The organism is Microcoleus sp. T2B6, assembly GCF_036700475.1.
Lineage (GTDB): Bacteria > Cyanobacteriota > Cyanobacteriia > Cyanobacteriales > Microcoleaceae > Microcoleus.
This window is the reverse complement of the sequence record NZ_JAUBOZ010000084.1, coordinates 19231-34413: the sequence shown is the minus strand read 5'-3', so window position 1 is coordinate 34413 and position 15183 is coordinate 19231. Positions and strand designations below refer to the sequence as shown.

The 15183-nt window shown below is 44.2% G+C and carries 17 protein-coding genes; 8 read left to right on the top strand and 9 right to left on the bottom strand.

The genetic code is table 11. The features are described 5' to 3' along the window. Together QUA00_RS27490 and QUA00_RS27485 are read right to left on the bottom strand one after the other, a co-directional pair. The coding region (locus tag QUA00_RS27490) for a CHASE3 domain-containing protein (RefSeq protein ID WP_333411835.1) at window positions 1–884 on the bottom strand (884 nt) is incomplete at its 3' end. An 18-nt stretch (window positions 885–902) separates the two neighbouring features. Next, window positions 903–1298 (bottom strand): hypothetical protein, encoded by a 396-nt coding sequence (locus QUA00_RS27485; RefSeq protein ID WP_333411834.1) that lies wholly within the window; start codon window positions 1296–1298, stop codon window positions 903–905. An 11-nt stretch (window positions 1299–1309) separates the two neighbouring features. Here QUA00_RS27485 and QUA00_RS27480 point away from each other — a divergent pair, with 11 nt between their 5' ends. Continuing rightward, on the top strand, window positions 1310–2479 hold the full coding sequence (locus tag QUA00_RS27480) for a cysteine peptidase family C39 domain-containing protein (RefSeq protein ID WP_333411833.1): 1170 nt from the start codon (window positions 1310–1312) through the stop codon (window positions 2477–2479). A 353-nt stretch (window positions 2480–2832) separates the two neighbouring features. On the opposite strand, the gene QUA00_RS27475 is transcribed toward QUA00_RS27480, so the two are convergent. After that, window positions 2833–3321, bottom strand: a complete 489-nt coding sequence (locus tag QUA00_RS27475; RefSeq protein WP_333411832.1) for a hypothetical protein — start codon at window positions 3319–3321, stop codon at window positions 2833–2835. 270 nt (window positions 3322–3591) lie between these two features. Next, complete coding sequence (locus tag QUA00_RS27470) at window positions 3592–4620, bottom strand: isochorismatase (protein ID WP_333411831.1); 1029 nt, start codon at window positions 4618–4620, stop codon at window positions 3592–3594. 77 nt (window positions 4621–4697) lie between these two features. On the opposite strand from QUA00_RS27470, the gene QUA00_RS27465 reads away from it, so the two are divergent. Together QUA00_RS27465 and QUA00_RS27460 are read left to right on the top strand one after the other, a co-directional pair. After that, window positions 4698–5429 carry a TVP38/TMEM64 family protein gene (locus tag QUA00_RS27465; protein WP_333411830.1) on the top strand — a complete coding sequence of 244 codons (732 nt, stop codon included), beginning with the start codon at window positions 4698–4700 and terminating at the stop codon, window positions 5427–5429. Between the two features lie 16 nt (window positions 5430–5445). Then, a complete protein-coding gene (locus QUA00_RS27460; protein ID WP_333411829.1) occupies window positions 5446–6981 on the top strand; it encodes a mercuric reductase in 1536 nt (511 codons plus the stop codon). 253 nt (window positions 6982–7234) lie between these two features. Here QUA00_RS27460 and QUA00_RS27455 read toward each other — a convergent pair whose 3' ends face one another. The 3 genes from QUA00_RS27455 to QUA00_RS27445 form a co-directional block, all read right to left on the bottom strand. Beyond that, complete coding sequence (locus tag QUA00_RS27455; RefSeq protein ID WP_333411828.1) at window positions 7235–7789, bottom strand: Uma2 family endonuclease; 555 nt, start codon at window positions 7787–7789, stop codon at window positions 7235–7237. Between the two features lie 105 nt (window positions 7790–7894). After that, window positions 7895–8743, bottom strand: a complete 849-nt coding sequence (locus QUA00_RS27450) for a phosphatase domain-containing protein (protein WP_333411827.1) — start codon at window positions 8741–8743, stop codon at window positions 7895–7897. A 198-nt stretch (window positions 8744–8941) separates the two neighbouring features. Beyond that, window positions 8942–10027: a T4 RnlA family RNA ligase gene (locus tag QUA00_RS27445; protein WP_333411826.1), complete on the bottom strand. Its 1086-nt coding sequence runs from the start codon at window positions 10025–10027 to the stop codon at window positions 8942–8944. A gap of 190 nt (window positions 10028–10217) precedes the next feature. Between QUA00_RS27445 and QUA00_RS27440 the strand changes: the two genes are divergently transcribed. The 4 genes from QUA00_RS27440 to QUA00_RS27425 all read left to right on the top strand — a co-directional run bounded on the left by QUA00_RS27440 (window position 10218) and on the right by QUA00_RS27425 (window position 12716). Beyond that, complete coding sequence (locus tag QUA00_RS27440) at window positions 10218–10778, top strand: hypothetical protein (protein ID WP_333411825.1); 561 nt, start codon at window positions 10218–10220, stop codon at window positions 10776–10778. Between the two features lie 145 nt (window positions 10779–10923). After that, on the top strand, window positions 10924–11952 hold the full coding sequence (locus QUA00_RS27435) for a hypothetical protein (protein ID WP_333411824.1): 1029 nt from the start codon (window positions 10924–10926) through the stop codon (window positions 11950–11952). A 93-nt stretch (window positions 11953–12045) separates the two neighbouring features. Then, a complete protein-coding gene (locus tag QUA00_RS27430; RefSeq protein ID WP_333309675.1) occupies window positions 12046–12282 on the top strand; it encodes a type II toxin-antitoxin system prevent-host-death family antitoxin in 237 nt (78 codons plus the stop codon). Next, window positions 12279–12716 (top strand): type II toxin-antitoxin system VapC family toxin, encoded by a 438-nt coding sequence (locus QUA00_RS27425; RefSeq protein WP_333309673.1) that lies wholly within the window; start codon window positions 12279–12281, stop codon window positions 12714–12716. Before QUA00_RS27430 ends, QUA00_RS27425 begins: the two co-directional genes overlap by 4 nt. 34 nt (window positions 12717–12750) lie before the next feature. On the opposite strand, the gene QUA00_RS27420 is transcribed toward QUA00_RS27425, so the two are convergent. Both QUA00_RS27420 and QUA00_RS27415 read right to left on the bottom strand, forming a co-directional pair. Continuing rightward, entirely contained in the window at window positions 12751–13206 is a 456-nt protein-coding gene (locus QUA00_RS27420) for a type II toxin-antitoxin system antitoxin SocA domain-containing protein (RefSeq protein ID WP_333309671.1), read from the bottom strand. A 201-nt stretch (window positions 13207–13407) separates the two neighbouring features. After that, on the bottom strand, window positions 13408–13638 hold the full coding sequence (locus QUA00_RS27415; protein ID WP_333411823.1) for a hypothetical protein: 231 nt from the start codon (window positions 13636–13638) through the stop codon (window positions 13408–13410). A 239-nt stretch (window positions 13639–13877) separates the two neighbouring features. Here QUA00_RS27415 and hemC point away from each other — a divergent pair, with 239 nt between their 5' ends. Beyond that, window positions 13878–14849 (top strand): hydroxymethylbilane synthase, encoded by a 972-nt coding sequence (hemC, locus tag QUA00_RS27410; protein WP_333411822.1) that lies wholly within the window; start codon window positions 13878–13880, stop codon window positions 14847–14849. The last annotated feature ends 334 nt before the right edge of the window (window positions 14850–15183 follow it).

Here is a 15183-nt window from a genome sequence, read left to right as displayed (position 1 = left end):
ATCGATGCCAGGGTTTGCTCCACTGCTAGGGTTCCCCTTTCAGTGCTCTTTAAAGCAAGCCGTGCAGATTCCGCACCTGCTTGGGCTTGCTGGGCTGATTGTTGGGAAGCCGCGCCCAACTCATCCATTGTGATTGTCGTTTGATTTACAGAGCTCGATTGCTGTGCGGCTGTGCGTTCCTGCTGTTCTACTGTGGCCGCAATTTCTGTGGAAGAACTAACAATCATATTGACTGACTGATTCATGCTCTTTGCAATGCCTGAAGCAATCCCCAGAGCGATCGCAATTGCCGTAAGTGCAGCTACAGCAGTGCTTAAAATCACCACTGTAGTCAGGAACTGCAAAGCTTTAATTTGCTCTTTTTCTTGCTCAATTAAAATCCCTTCCTCGGTGCTTTGAAACTCCTTAGCTATAGCATCAACCTGACGAAGCTTTGGTACAATTTGTGTCTTCCATAAGTTAAGTCCCTCGTCTTGCTTACCTTGATCAACCAAAGAAAAGGCTTGTTTATAGCCTTGGTCTATCTGATTTTTTAAGACCTTCATTTCCTCTAGCCGCTGGCGCTGTTGCGGGTTTTGTGCCCGATTAAGTAAATCCTGATAGGATTTGTCAAAGCTGTTTGCCTCTTCATTGTATTCAGTTAAGAAAGCACTATCTTTGGCCAAAAAATACCCACGAGCCGCTTTTTGCATACCTGCAAATCCTAGCTGTTGCTCTTTCAAATCTATAACAACAGCATGAGAATTATTTAGCACTTTTGCTTTTTCTTCGACTTCTTTAGCATTAAAGAAAACCAAAGTAGCTGCTCCAACTGAAAGCAAAATAGGTAGGGAATATCCCCACAGAATACGCTCTCTTAATTTGGTGGCTTTGAAGTTAATCATCTTAAATTTTTCCTATCTTTAAAAAACCCACACATTAATCCCCTTCAAAGCAATGGGAAGTGCATATCCTAGTCGCATCCCGTTTCTCAGCTTTAAGTTGGCAAACATGGCAATGTCTCCTGTTGGGTTAGGTAGCGGAATTATCTCATTCTCAACCATTGACTCAGACTCATCAAGAAAAACCTGAAAAAACTTAATATCGAGCAAGCTATGCAGGTCAAAGCCTTGAGAATTAAGGGTTGTTTTACCTGCTTCGATTTTGGATAAATCCTGTTTATTCGATTGTAGCGAGAAATTCAGGAACCAAACCCAAACATCGTCAATCGATTTTCGATTTTCGATTTTCGATTTTCGATTGAGCCCACGGATAAATGCGGGGGCAATAAGTGATTTTCGATTTTGGATTGATTCCACGGATAAATCACGTGGCGGGTACCACCTTTGAAATTCGTGGTCAAATTCTCTCCCCCACTCTTCCTCTCTCCCACTCTTCCTCTCTCGCACTATTGATTGGGGTTCAAGTCGATCGCATAAATGTTACAACTAGCGTTAAGCAACAAAATTTTAAGGTCATGGAAATAGTAGTGACGCTGGTGCTGGGTTCGGTGCTGTTTGTCTGGGGAATGCGGTTCGGGCGGGTGTTAGTTCGATCGGGAGTGACGGCTAATGATTTGTTCAAGGGCAGAAACTCGATCGCCCTGCTGTTTTTGGGTTTTTATATTGCCTTGCTGCTACTGGCTTTAAATATGCCTCAAATGCCTGCTTTGCCGATCGAGTGGCGCTTTCACGGGATGCGAGTTACTTGGACTTTGCTCAGAGTGATGCTGATGGGAGTCTGCGGTATTGGCTTTAGTATAAGTTGGTTGACAGCGCGATCGCAAGTAATCGCAGTAATCTTAATTGGTTGCTTGGGATTGGGAGGATTTACAGGCGCTGAAAACTATTTTATGGCGCCAATTTACGATGATTTAATAGATAATTTGCAGCCCAACGGTGTATTTCGACAAACATCTAACAGCAGTTGCGCCCCCGCCGCCCTAGCAACAGTGTTAAGGCGTTGGGGAATCGATGCGACGGAATCGAATGTAGCGCGTTTTGCCGGCACGAGTCGCTTGGGAACTTCGATGCCACAGTTAATAATAGCAGCAAGAGCTTTGGGCGTAAATGCGATCGAACTAACGCCAACTTGGGAGCAAATTCAGCAAATTAATCGCCCCGGAGTGCTAGCAGTTTGGCTGTTTGACGGCCCTCGGAAGCTACCCCACGCGGTCGCTTTGCTGGGAATGAATGACAGTGTAGCTGCCATTGGAGACCCGGCGCGGGGCAGGATTTTCTATTTAGATAGGGCAACTTTTGCCCAGATTTGGCGCGAGGAATATGTGCCGATTTTTCGTTCGGCGGATATCTTGTTAAGTGACAAACAAGCTATTGACTATTTGAGTAAATTAGGATATAATAGCGGCAATTTAAAAGCAGATATCGAGCGCTTTCAAACAGATAAAAAATTGCAAGTCAGCGGCAACTTAGACCGGATGACTGAGTTAATGTTGAGCGGCAGTTTTTTGCAAGAAGTCCCCAGATTGGATGGGAAATAGTTATTGAAAATCGTCAACCGCAGAGGCACTATTGACCGACAGAGAAGAGGAATCATGCGGTTTTTTTCAAACAATCTTTGAGTCATATTATTTCCGGTCTATTACCCATAATACGGTAGGGGCGGGTTCACGGAAAATATCTGCCAATAATTGACAATCTCAAAAACCCGCCCTTTTAATCGCTCGATCGCACATGATATCATTCGTTCCTAGCGATCGTAAAGATTCGATCGCCCCAGCCGACGATCGACGATCGCACCTTCGTAGCGTGGCTGCATGAAATTACCGTAAGCGTAGGCAGTTGCATCTAATTCCTGCTATATTTTTACGGTCGATCGCACCTTAGCCATGCCTCACCGTTTTTGACAATTGGGAACAGTTGAATCGCCCATTTTAGGCTCAGACAGCTTGACTTCCCATCCAGGTAAATTCCACCAATTAACTCGCTGATTCGGCTGAATCCAGAAGTCTAGTTGTGTGATCTTACCATCCTCAAATCTGAGTGTCGGAAAGTTAGGATAACTGGTATCATCAGTTTCGCGATAAGTGCGTCCAAGGTAATTTAGGCAGGTCGTTAATCCGTCAGTAATTCCCAATTCTTCCACTCCTTTTCCCTTCAATTTGGCATCATCGTAGCTGAAAGAACCGTTGAATGAATTGCCCGCTAACCCGCCTTTGGTAACAGTGATGGTGAAATCGTAGGTGACGGGAACTGCGTAGGCTTGGGTTGCAGTTACAACTGTACTCAGAAGAGTCGTGGCGATGGCTACCGAGAGTTTTGAAATTGCTCGCACACTCGCATCCCGAAACAGAACAACACTATAAATTTCGCTTTCAGCCATCGGGAAACTCCTTGATTACACTTCTCTAGTAAGTGATTTACCGAATATTGCAATCCTTGCCGGGTCGTAAATTTTTTACCCTGCCCCAACCCTCCCCTTTGTAAGGGGAGGGAGTAAGAAATTCACAAATGATTTAGGATTGCTATATGATATCATAAGTAATCAGTTAAATGCGATCGCAGCCGAGGGCCAAGCGAACAAAAATTACCGCATCTGGTTAATCATGTAGACTTTTTTTGCACTGAAAAACCCAATAGAAAACACTCGTCTTTAATCGCCCAGAATTAACTCAGTAGATTTAACCACATTCATTCCCGCCGCCGCAAATTTTTGATAAGCTGCATCTGCTTGTTCCGTAAAATCAACAACACCCGGAACAACCACAGGCGAAGTGCAATCTTCCAGCAAATAAACCTTCTTTGCCAAATTCGGATCTCGCGCCAAAATTTCAGTCAGCAAATCATCAATTGTCCAAGCAACGCAGTGACTTTTGGCTTGTCCGGCAATAATTACCGCATCAAAATCGAGCAATTTATCAATAAACTTAGCATTTTTTTCCGCAATCGGATTGCCGTCGAACCCATCTAACACTTCTGGCCGCAAAACCGAATAGTTTTCAGTCAGTGGATTCCCGCCTTTTATTTCAAAAAGTGCTTGGCTGTTACGGGCTATAGTATGAAAAAATATTGCTTCTTCCACCGCAGAAACCAGCGCGTGTCCGATGCCACCCAGCATCGAGTGATAGGGCCAAATTGTCAGGGGATATTTCCCATCGGCGCTGAGTTTTTTGACGTAGTGGCAAGCCTGTTTTTCCAGTGCTGAAAAATTGCCCCCGCTGATGCTATCGGCGACGGCTGGATTGACTTTCCAAATGCCTTTTTGGACATCTTCGAGTGTAATAGAAGTTGCGGCGGGTTGGGGGTGTTCGCCAGCTTCGTTTATCCAAAAGATTGGATGAAAAATTTGCATGGCGGTGTGGGTGTCCATTGTCGGCGCAATGGTTGTAATTGCGTTTAAATTACGGTAAATAAATTCGCACAGCCGCAGGTTGTCATCGACAGCACCGCTACCGGAACGCCCGCCCACAAATAATTCAAATTCGGGCAGACAAAAGGTATTTTGGGCATCGATTATCATCAAACAAATGCGGTTTTTGTCGCTGGTTGCTGGTTGGATGTTGTGCTGCTTTGCCCAATCTTTCGCTTGGGCGGCGCGTTCTTGGTAGGGTACTCGCCAGACTTCGCCTAATTTTTCGTGGTCAAAATGTTCGGGGATTGGAATTTGGGCTTTTGGTGTCATGACGATCGCTTTTAGGGTAGTTTACAGTAATAATTTAAGTTTGCAGTATAATGCTGATAAATATTTGCGGGTTAATCATGACAAAAGCACGAATCCAAGATTATGCTAGGGTAAAATTTAAACGCATAGTGTTGTTTTTTTCGATCGCACTTTTGCTCGCTCTCTTAATTGTAGCAACTAGATCCGCCTACGTTCAAGATGTTTTGAGAACTCTGTTAATGCGGATCGAGGATTTAGGGTGGTGGGGGCCAGTGGCTTTTGTAGCTACTTATAACTTGGCTACTGTGCTGTTTGTACCGGGTTCGGTACTGACGCTGGGAGGGGGGGCGATTTTTGGTTTGTGGTGGGGTTCGGTTTACGTCTTTGCGGCGTCCACTTTAGGTGCTGTATTTGCTTTTGCGATCGGGCGCTATTTGTGCCGCGATCGCGTGGTAAAATATATGGAATCTCACCCCAAGTTTAAAGCTCTCGATCGCGCAGTTTCCCAACAAGGATTAAAAATAGTTTTTTTGACTCGTCTTTGTCCTTTATTTCCTTTCAATTTATTGAATTACGCTCTGGGAATCACTCAAGTTTCTTTGAAAGATTACGTGCTGGGTTCTTTTGGCATGATACCGGGTACAATTATGTACGTTTACTCGGGTTCTTTGGTGGGAGAGGTTGCTGCGATAGGCACGGCAACTGTGTATGCAAGTCCTCAAGATACCGCAGTAAAATGGTTAATTAATATTATCAGTTTTCTGGCTACGGTCGCTGTTACTGTATTTATCACTCGCATAGCCAGCAAAGCTTTGGAAGAAAGTATTTAATTAGGATAATTTGCCAATGTCGCAGTCAAAAGTCGATCGCGTAACTGTCCCCCCGATGGACGAGCACAACCAGAAATTAGTCTCCTATTTGCATCCCCCCGATTGGGTAAATCCGCAACCGGCTAGTTCTTATAATTTAGTAGTAATTGGCGCGGGGCCCGCTGGATTAATTGTGGCTGCAGGTGCCGCAGGTTTGGGCGCGAAAGTTGCTTTGATTGAAAAACATTTAATGGGCGGCGACTGTTTGAATGTCGGTTGTGTGCCGTCAAAAGCTTTAATTCGCTCGTCTCGCACTGTTGGCGATATCTGGGAAGCAAGTAAATTTGGTGTTAATGTTTCTGACAGTGTAGAAGTGGATTTTGCCGCTGTGATGGAACGGCTGCGCCGCATCAGGGCGGGAATCAGCGATGTTGATTCTGTTGAACGCTACCAGTACAAATTAGGAGTTGATGTTTTTCTGGGTTCTGGTCGTTTTACTAGCAATTCTACCATAGAAGTTGCAGGTCAAACTCTCCGCTTTAAAAAAGCAGTAATTGCCACAGGTGCAAGGGCGCTACAACCACAAATTCCCGGTTTACAGGAAGCTGGATATCTGACAAATGAAACTGTATTTAACCTCACAGAAAGACCTCAGCGTTTGGCAGTAATTGGCGCAGGGCCGATCGGCTGCGAATTGGCTCAAGCCTTTCGGAGGCTGGGTTCGGAAGTCGTATTGCTGCACAAAAATGCTCAGATTTTAGATAAGGAAGATGCGGATGCTGCTAAAATTGTGCAGCAGGCTTTTCTACGCGAAGAAATTCAACTAATACTAGAATCCACAATCGAGCGCGTTGAGAAAACAAATGCAGGCAAAGTAATTTATTATAAATCTCAAGGTAAGGAAGCATCGGTAACAGTAGATGAAATTATTGTGAGTACAGGGCGATCGCCCAACGTGGAAGGATTGAATCTGGAGGCGATCGGCGTTGAATACGATACACACACGGGCGTATTTGTCAACGACAATTTGCAAACTACTAATCCCCGCATTTATGCCGCCGGCGATATTTGCATGAAACATAAATTTACTCACGCTGCTGATTTTGCCGCGAGGATGGTGATTCAAAACACTCTATTTTTCGGGCGCAAAAAGCTCAGCGCTTTGACGATACCTTGGTGTACTTACACAAACCCGGAAATTGCGCGCGTCGGAATTGGGGAACACGAGGCTAAGGAAACAGGCATTGATATCGATACATTTTTAATTCCTTTCAGTCAAGTCGATCGGGCAATTATTGACGGCGAAGAGGAAGGATTTGTGAAAATTCACGTCAAGAAAGGCAGCGATAAAATATTAGGTGCAACTATTGTAGCGCGCCACGCTGGGGATATGATCAGCGAGATTACTTTGGCAATGGTTAACAATATTGGTTTGGGAAAGATTGCTAGCACAATTCACCCGTATCCAACACAAGCTGATGCAATTCGGAAAGCGGGAGATGCTTACAATCGCACTCGTTTGACTCCGTTTGTGAAAAATTTGTTTAACCGCTGGCTGGCTTGGACGCGATAGTTTGAAATGTATTCAATCAACACCAGGTACAATTGAACCGTAGGGGCGGGTTCACCAACCATCTATGGCGAAAATGAATAATCTCCTAAACCCGCCCCCACCCATCGCAAATACAAATCTACCCTTAATTTATGGGATAAAATGTTGATGTAAAATTGGGCGGGGGCGGGGCGGGTTTATCAGATTGTTGGATTTGTGTTAAAGATTTCGGTGAACCCGCCCCTACAGAGATTGCGGTTTTCAATATTCCCATTTACGTTTCTGTTTCTGTTTCAAATCCCACACCTTCATACAAAAGTGCGATCGGCAAATCAAACTCAATGCTTGATAAAGTGATAATCTCCCCAGCAGTGTAAGAATAGTACAGCCACATTCTGCCCTCTCCCCGACAGTAACGCTCAACAAAAATCTTTTGTGAATCAATCAAGATATACTCTTGTAAAGTCGGAATTTTTAGATAACAAGTGAATTTTTCATCCCGATCTTTAGCACTTGTACTGGGAGAAAGAACTTCCACAATGATTTTAGGATTCTGAATGAAATTGCGCGAATTAATGTCTTCTGGATCGCAACTGACTATAACATCAGGGTAGTAGTAACGGCTTTGAAAACTGACTTGCAATTTCACATCTGACACGTTCATCCGACAGCCTCTGGAACGCAGATGCGGGCGCAATGCAGTGTAAAAGTTAAGTGCCAGATCGTTATGGGGAATTGTACTGCCTGTCATGGCAAAAACTTCGCCGTTGACATATTCGTGGCGAATCTCTTGTTGAGCTTCCCATTCGAGATATTCCTCAACGGTCATTTTTTGGGGTGGTTGGGGAATGGATATCATAACAAAATTTTTGTCAATGTTACTTTGAGTGTAGCATTAGGAGTTGGGAGATCGCCCGCGCAAACAAACCCTGCCTTAAAAATCCCCTTCATCTACTTGAAATACCGTCAATCCCAAGCCTCTCCACATATCAACAACTTGCTGGCGATCGTCCAAAACAAACTTTATGTTATACTTTCCATCAATATGCTGCCGATAGAATTCCTCTTTAATAATCGAATCCTTCCTCATATCTCCCGTTTTCCGCATATAAAGAGCGGCATAATTAACCTCATACTGCTGCAACCATTTTTTAGTTTGAGGCTGACAATCATCTGTTCGGCCCGACACTACAATAATATGGGCGCTGGACTGCCACTTGCGAACAGTATCTAAAACTGGCGGATTGGGCAAATCGCGATCGCACGTAGAAGCATCAAAAGGATTTCTGCCATTGAGAAGCGCTAATGTGCCGTCCATATCGACAATAATTGCATCCGGCAAATCCGGGTTATATTCCGGCGGCACAACGGGAACCCGCACGTACTTATTGTACATCTTCATTATCACATCTTTGCCCACCGAATTAAGCCTTTTCAAATCCCGTTTAATACATTCCTCAACCGGAACTTGTAGAAAAGAATCATTAACTTCGACAACAGCTTTACCTTTAACCAACTCCTTGATATGCTCGATGTGAGGGCCAAAATTAGTATCATCAACAATGACGTGCTTGCCGCTTTCCAAAGCCATCAAAATAATCGTATCTCTCAACTGCAAAATAAACTTTTCATTCGCCGGCGACCAATGAGAAGCGTGAGCCATCTCTCTGAGCAAATCTTTATTGCTACGCACCCACTTTGCAGGTTCAGACAGCAGCAATTCCCTAGCAAATTGAGATTTTCCCGAAGCAGGTAAGCCGACAAGTACAATAACTCTTTTCATGGCAATTGGTAATTGGTAATTGGTAATTGGGCATTGGGCATTGGGCATTGGGCATTGTTTAAATACTTACCTCTTCATTCCATCCGTTACATCCGTTACATAATCCGTTGCCGAACTTCCCTCTTCCTTAAACATCTGCCTCACGCTCGATAATTAATCCGTGTATCCGTGTCAAAATCCGTGTCGTGCCTTCTTCTTCTACAAACCTAGATGGATGTAATCTAAACCCAATAACTCTTCTATTTTATGAATAGTAACATCGCGGAGAGCTTCTTTCACTCCCGCAACTCTTCGGGCCCGCAAAGAAAACAAAATCCCGGAATACGGCAAATGTTTCACAGCTAATGCAAAATCTTTCTGAACTTCGATATGTTCGTGCTGTCGGTAAGCTTCCTCGATTTCTTCAACCAAAGATTGATATTTCTCCTTAACTTGTTGATACAACTCACTCCACTCAGGAAAATAAGCTAAAAACTCTTCTCCTTCATTAGTTAAAACAATTTCTATCAGTCGGCGGGTCGAAAACCCTTCGCGCAGATGGGAAATCGCCACATATTGCGGAGACTTAACTTTAACTCGGTTGAAGTTAGCATCGCAGATAATATACCCTTCCGAATTCATCGGATCTAAATGTTGAGCCGCTTCGATAACTTCTTTCCAGCTAGTTAAAGGATAGGATGCTACTAATTCCCAGCCGTATTTATTAGCCCAAATACTCGGATCGGTTTCTAGCAGCGTTTGAGTGTTGCGAACTCCGTGCAGCACGATTTGATTGTTTTGTTGCTGGACAACTATTCTATTGTAAGGCGTCATCAACTCAAAGATAAAACACTGGTCGGTTTCTTGTGGCAATTGATATCCCAATTCTTGCCAGACTTTCCAAAAAAGTTCGGCAAAGGTGAACCCAAAACCATTAACTTCACCGGCCGCGTCGGGAGTGCCGCTAGATTGCACTCTCCATTCTCCCTTGTAAAAATACAGTACAGTCAGAGAACCGTCTAGTTTTTCATAAACTTTGGCATGACTCCAATCAATTGCAGCGGCGTGAATTTCTCCGTAATTAAAAAATTTGTCGTAGGGATAAGAAACTATCTGCCAATCTTGAGATGAATCTAAAATAATGCCTCGGCACTGCTGGACTATCTTTTCGCCCAATGGAGATTCTATCTGCGAGTATTTCAGACAGACTAAATCGGGATATTGGCGGTGGCGGGTAACTTTGATATGATAAGTTTCGGACAAAGTTTCCAATCCGTACTGGCGCAAATACTCTTGCAGTTCCACGATAGACTCCTAAATTGCTCGCCTTCTCTATATTATATATGACTTCATATTCTGGCAACCTTGTCAAGATAGTCAAAAAACATTTTTCCCGGAAAAGCGAGTGTTAATTTGGTATTTTGAATTATGGTTGTAGATAGGTGAATGCAGTTCGCCACCCAACTAAACTATTGGAATATTAAGGAAAAAGACCGTGAAAAAGAAATTATTACTTTTGGCTACTTCTGCTGGTGTATTGACTGCTTTAGTACCTCTCTCGGTTGTTTTTGGATCTTCGCAATTGTCGCTGCGACAATCGGGAACAACACAAATTGCTCAAGGAGGCACTGCGTTTCCGGTAAGTGAAATTTTGCCAAAGTTAAAAGGCAAAACGCAAGTGCCTATTTTTATTCCCAGCAGGATTCCGCTTTCGGGAAAAATGTACTATCCAACTACAGCACAAGCAAACAGCTATAGTATTTCAATCGAGTATAAACCAGATTGCGGCGGTACGACAGTTTGCACTTTTGGGTCAATTCAAGGTCAAAAAGGCGGGGAGTTTACTACAAAACTAGAAGGGGTAACTAAGACGTTAAAAAATGTAAAACTTGCGGGCGGTGTGAAAGGAGTTTTTCATAACGGTTGCGGGGCTTACTGCACAGCAACTCTTCAGTGGAAAACTCAGGGTTTTATGTATACCGTCGCCATTAAGAACGGACGAGAATCTGATTTAATTTTAATAGGAAATTCTGCTATTAAAGCTGGGAAGCGTTAAGTTTGGCAGTCTGGGAGGCACAACTTCTATATGTAGGGTGCGTAAGCGCGCACCTTACCGTTATTGTATGATATATCTTAACTCGCACTCGCCTCTTACAAGATGCTATATTTTTTTGCGCTTACCTACTTCGGGGGAAATCAGGATGAGGGGAAAATGGCTATTTGCGGCGATTTTTGCTGGTGTGGTGACTGCTTTTACGATTCCCTTCGGGATAGCTTCGCTTCACGCACCTTGGACACCAAACTCAGCGTTAGCAAGGACTGAACTCCCGATTACAGAAATCCGCTGGTTTAATTATTCCCCTGAAGATAGCTGGCAACCGATACAATTTATTGTACCCGATCGCCACACTGCAAAATCTGCCGGCAGCCGCAAGTTGCGATTGTACGATGTTCATATTGCCAAGATGTTTGAGATTTCTCATTTTCTGTGCGATCGCGATCGGGCTTCTGAGGGTTACACTTGGTCTTATCAAACGGAAAATGGCAATATTGAGATGGGACGCTTCAAAATTAGCTGCAATCTCGCCCGTTCCATAGCCACAGCTTACGGGTTAGGGAAACCAGAAATTACAGTGATTCGCCGCAGATTCAACCTGAAAAATGGTCGCCCTTCTTTTGCGCTAGAAAAATACTCTATTCCAACTTTTAACATTGCTAAAAATAGAGTTGTGCAGTGGAGGAATTTTGTGCAAAAGTTGACCCCAATCTCCGATAACTCAGGTGCAAACCAAGCTAACAGTCGTTTTCCTGCTAGTAACATCTTTAGACAAATCAAAGGCAAAACGCGAGTGCCTGTTTTTCTTCCGAGTAGACTTCCTTTATCAGACATTCAGCAACTTGATTTTGATGTGCAAGCAGGTTCCCACGGTTACATTGTGGGAATGTATTTAGGAAAAGGATGCCGTGCGGGAGCCTGTTATTTCGGCACAATCGAAGCTCAAAGAAATGAACCGTTTTCGCCTCCTTCGCGATTGCCGCAGGATACTTACAGAAGCGTTGAATTGGCGGGCGGATTCAGGGGGATTTATTTCAATAATTGCGGTGCTTACTGCACTGCTTTTGTTGAGTGGCAAAGGCTGGGGGTGCTGTACCGAGTCACAAGGAAAAACGCACGGCAGCAAGAAGTGGTCCAGATAGCAAATTCTGCACTTCAAGCAGGGCAACGTTAAATTTGGGTGAGAAATGTAAAAGGTACGCGCGACCTTTTTCGCATTAAATATCCCGTTGCTGTACACTTAAAAAGTACCTAAAAAACTAATGAGATGCCTGCGATTAGCGTTGAAGAAGCCAAGCAGAGTCTGCAAGCTATCTTGGAAAAGGTGGCCAAAGGAGAAGAAGTGACGATCGTACAGGAAGGTAAAGTAGTAGCTCGCGTAGTCCCGCCGCTATCCAAGGAGCAGCGGTTAGCTAGGCGTAAAGCATTCCGAAACTCCATTAATGTCAAGGGCGAGCCAATGAGTGCAACAGTCATTAGGCTAAGGGAGGAAGCACGGTATTGATTTATATAGATACCAGCGTTCTTGTCCCCTTCTATTTACCAGAAGCTCTCAGCGATACTGTTGATGAATTGCTGAGGATTGAAGACACACCTGCACTAAGTCAATTAGTTGAGGTGGAACTGTTTTCAGCAGTTGCCAGAAAATTGCGAATGAGGGAAATTTCTCCCGAAGAGGCAAGACAAATAGCGAACAATTTTCAAACTGACTTGGATGAAAATTTTTATACTCGCATCCCCTTAGAGCCAATTCATTACAATTTAGCTCGCGATTGGATTAGCCGCTTTGAAGTACCGTTGCGTACCTTAGATGCACTGCATTTAGCAGTAGCAAGTTCTAATCAGTTGCGTTTGGTGACTGGCGATGAGGCTTTGGCTCGCAGTGCTCGGACTTTAGGAATTGAAGTTCAGTTATTGATTGCCGTAGCTGAGGGCTAAAAGTTTGATCTACCTTTTGTCAAGGAAGCTGCACTTACGCCTCCACCAAAGGTGCATAGCAGGATTTCATATCCTCGTGAGAGATGATTTTAGTTGATGTTTCCGCAGGTTCTAATCCCTTGCGGGCATTGAGCCAAGGTGTCTCCGATTGCGTCAATTCTGCAAGATGTTTAGCACTTAATTCTCCATAAGCATTCCAAACTTCTTCGAGAACCTCGATTTCATCTTCATCAAATTCTTCTTCAAAATTATCGGGAGCTGGAATATCGCTATATTTGTAAGCTTTGTACTCATCCCAAACATCGCGGACAATGGGGCCGGAAACCCAAGCTTCAATATCTTGATCAAATAGCGGCTGGCTTCTAAAGACTAAACTCCAAGCTTGTGCATAATACACGAGCTTTTGCAGTTTCAGCCCAGAAATGGTATCGCCTGCTTCTCGATCGACACGAGATAAAAAGTAACGAGCTACGTCAAGAGCACTTTTCATAGTTTTAGGATTTTAGTAATTTGACAAATTCACTTTTGATGCTAAGCTATTTGGTGGCTTTAGAAGTACGATCGCAATTACGATCGCCCTTTTCCCCTCGCCACTACATTTCTCTCCCCAAATCTCGCAACCTTTGAGCTAATTCTTTCTCGCTGCTGCTAAGCTAACTCCTCATGTTAACCAGGTTCATCCGGCTCTACCCTAGGTAAATATTACATCTTGCACCATTCTCAAGAACAGGCTTTTCGGCCTGTTCCACAAAGAGTAGATTTTCTTGTGGAACGGGCCGGAGAGCCCGTTCCTAAAAGGCTTATTGACAATGGTGCAACATCTCAGTAAATCATACATCGCCGGCAGGCTTTGCTTCGGAATGTCGATCGCCCCCATGCCAGCGACTCCCAATGCTGGATGGGAAACATCATCAAGACTCACTGCTACTGGCGGTCATACCATTTTAGATTTTAGATTTTAGATTTTAGATTGCAAGGGCTTATTATGTAAAGGTCTGGAGCTTGCCTACCGTTGCATCCTTTTTTCAAACAGGCGGTCAAAATCTGGTATTTCTCTTTTATCGCCCGAATTATCCCAACCAGCAATTAAAGTCCCCACCTGCGGTACGCTAGATCAGGTGAATATATTGGCTGATTTCAAGCTATCCTCCGATCGATCTTATGTCCCCAACCACATCTGCCCCTTCCCGAACCGTTCGCATCGGTTCCCGCAAAAGCCAACTCGCTCTCGTGCAAACCCACTGGGTGCAAGAACAGCTACAGAAACACTTCCCGGAACACACTTTTGAAGTCCACACCATGTCCACCCAAGGGGACATAATTCTTGATGTCGCCCTCGCTAAAATTGGCGATAAAGGACTTTTCACCAAAGAATTAGAAACGGGAATGATTAACAATGAAACGGACTTTGCCGTTCATTCCCTCAAAGATTTGCCTACCAATTTGCCCGAAGGTTTAATTTTAGGATGCGTCACCGAACGGGAAAATCCCGCTGACGCCCTGGTAGTTCACTCCAAGCACAAAGACAAGCAACTCGACACCCTCCCAGAAGGTTCAGTAATCGGCACTTCTTCCCTGCGCCGGCTGGCTCAACTTCGGCATCATTTCCCTCATTTTGAATTTAAAGATATTCGCGGCAATCTCAATACTCGACTCGCTAAATTAGATGAGGGCGGTTACGACGCGATTATTTTAGCAGTTGCCGGCCTCGAAAGATTGGGAATGGGCGATCGCATCCACCAAATTATCCCTGCTGAAATCTCCCTTCACGCCGTAGGACAAGGTGCTTTGGGCATCGAATGCCGCGCCGGAGACACAGAAATCATGGCACTGATTAAAGCTCTCGAACACTCGGAAACCGCCCAAAGATGTTATGCTGAACGCGCATTTCTGCGGGAATTAGAAGGCGGCTGTCAAGTGCCGATCGGCGTCAATACCAAAATAGAAAACGGTCAATTAACCTTAACCGGAATGGTATCGAGTCTCGACGGCAAGCGATTCGTCAAAGATAGTGTTTCCGGGGCCGCCGAGACTGCTGAAATGATCGGAATTGACCTCGCTCACCGCTTGCGCCAACAGGGTGCTAGTGAAATTTTGGAGGAAATATTTGTCCAAGTTCAACGTGGTTCCTAAAACCGATCCGCATCTCTTTGTCAATGCTTTTAGACGCGATATATCGCCTTTTGTAAAATAAAAATAACAGGCGGTTTGCTTTGGCAAAACAGGTAGAGTAGCAGTCTGATTGTAGATTTTTGATGGGATTTTAGGTAGGACTCGCGCGATAGATTTCAAAAATATCTGACTAATTTAGGACGCTCCGCACGGGTGTTAAGTAACCCGGTTTCTGATGTAAGTCTCGCTGTATAGCCCAAGATTTATGGTAAAAACCGGTTTTTTTTCGTAAGTCCTATAATTCTTAACATCCCCATCCAAAATCTACAATCAAACATCCAAAATTAATCAGCAA

Coding starts and splice junctions, on each gene's coding strand:
- QUA00_RS27465 (WP_333411830.1), top strand. CDS start 4,698: ATGACAAAAGCACGAATCCAAGATTATGCTAGGGTAAAATTTAAACGC.
- QUA00_RS27475 (WP_333411832.1), bottom strand. CDS start 3,321: ATGGCTGAAAGCGAAATTTATAGTGTTGTTCTGTTTCGGGATGCGAGT.
- QUA00_RS27470 (WP_333411831.1), bottom strand. CDS start 4,620: ATGACACCAAAAGCCCAAATTCCAATCCCCGAACATTTTGACCACGAA.
- QUA00_RS27450 (WP_333411827.1), bottom strand. CDS start 8,743: ATGAAAAGAGTTATTGTACTTGTCGGCTTACCTGCTTCGGGAAAATCT.
- QUA00_RS27460 (WP_333411829.1), top strand. CDS start 5,446: ATGTCGCAGTCAAAAGTCGATCGCGTAACTGTCCCCCCGATGGACGAG.
- QUA00_RS27420 (WP_333309671.1), bottom strand. CDS start 13,206: ATGAAAAGTGCTCTTGACGTAGCTCGTTACTTTTTATCTCGTGTCGAT.
- hemC (WP_333411822.1), top strand. CDS start 13,878: ATGTCCCCAACCACATCTGCCCCTTCCCGAACCGTTCGCATCGGTTCC.
- QUA00_RS27455 (WP_333411828.1), bottom strand. CDS start 7,789: ATGACCGTTGAGGAATATCTCGAATGGGAAGCTCAACAAGAGATTCGC.
- QUA00_RS27430 (WP_333309675.1), top strand. CDS start 12,046: ATGCCTGCGATTAGCGTTGAAGAAGCCAAGCAGAGTCTGCAAGCTATC.
- QUA00_RS27435 (WP_333411824.1), top strand. CDS start 10,924: ATGAGGGGAAAATGGCTATTTGCGGCGATTTTTGCTGGTGTGGTGACT.